Source organism: Allomesorhizobium camelthorni (assembly GCF_011045125.1).
Lineage (GTDB): Bacteria > Pseudomonadota > Alphaproteobacteria > Rhizobiales > Rhizobiaceae > Allomesorhizobium > Allomesorhizobium camelthorni.
The window spans coordinates 1-1114 of the sequence record NZ_JAAKZF010000269.1 but is presented as its reverse complement, the minus strand read 5'-3'; the positions used below and the strand labels follow the sequence as shown (position 1 = coordinate 1114).

Here is a 1114-nt window from a genome sequence, read left to right as displayed (position 1 = left end):
GGAGAACTGTATTGCCCGCAGCGAGCGGCGCCGCAAGTTTCATGGCCGCCGTCATCAATGGATAGTTCCAAGGTGCGATCAAACCCACGACCCCTACAGGATCGCGCCGGATCATGCTGGTATGATTTGGCAAGTATTCGTTGGCGGCGCTGCCGCCCAAACAACGAGACGCACCAGCCATGAAGCGGAAGAGATCCGCGATGGCAGGCATCTCGTCCTCCAGCATTCGGACATACGGTTTTCCGGTATTGAGCGACTCGAGCGCAGCGAACGCCTCAGCGTCGTCGTCGATCAAGTCAGCTATTAGCAAGAGCAATCCCGACCGATATGCAGGCGTTGTGGTTGACCAGGAGGCGAAAGCTTTCGTTGCCGCAGCGACCGCCGCATCCAGTTGCTCCGACGATGCTTCGGCGACCTGCGCGATAACGCTGCCGGAAGCTGGATCCACAATGTTCTCCACGTCTCCCTCACCGGCAACAAGCTGACCATCAATGAAGAGGCGCGTTTCGATTTGAGCGGAAGGCACATTCTGGGACCGGAGCATCGGATTCTCACTTTTCGAGACCTGACATCGATAAATGATACTCGCTTTCTTTCGGCTGTCAATCTCGTTTTGGAGTGCTGGGTTGTTAGGAAGATCCACACTGCATCGTATGCGACTTTGGCCACGAGCGAATTAGTGGACGGGATCCGGATTTCCCACATCGAACGGGCGGAGGTGCATGCGCGGCATGCCGCCGGAAGAACGGCTCGCCGTGCGCCAAGAACATTCGGCGCCGATCATCGCCGCGCCAAATCGCCGATCGCCGAGCTTCGACATCATGCCAGGCCATCGCGCTGATGGTGGTAGCCGAGAACCAGATCCACACGCGTCCATCCAGGAGAACGGAGCTGGTAGACGCGTTAGCGAAATCAGAGCGAAGAAGAGCGTGGATGGCCGCTAAAAATCTGCGGTCGGATTAGCCCCGTCGCTAATGCGTGCGTCAGAAATGGGGAGGCCCGATCGCGGCCACATCACCCTGGACGGTGGGTACGTGGCATCGCCACGTGATGTTGCGGCGCGGCCAGAGTCGGCTCTTAGGTGAGGCGTCGGCGAAGACGATATGCCGCCGCT

General features: G+C 58.8%; 1 protein-coding gene. It reads right to left on the bottom strand.

What is annotated here, in order from left to right; genetic code table 11:
- The coding region (locus G6N73_RS35815) for an aldehyde dehydrogenase family protein (RefSeq protein ID WP_343044851.1) at positions 1–643 on the bottom strand (643 nt) is incomplete at its 3' end.
- Positions 644–1114: the final 471 nt, after the last annotated feature.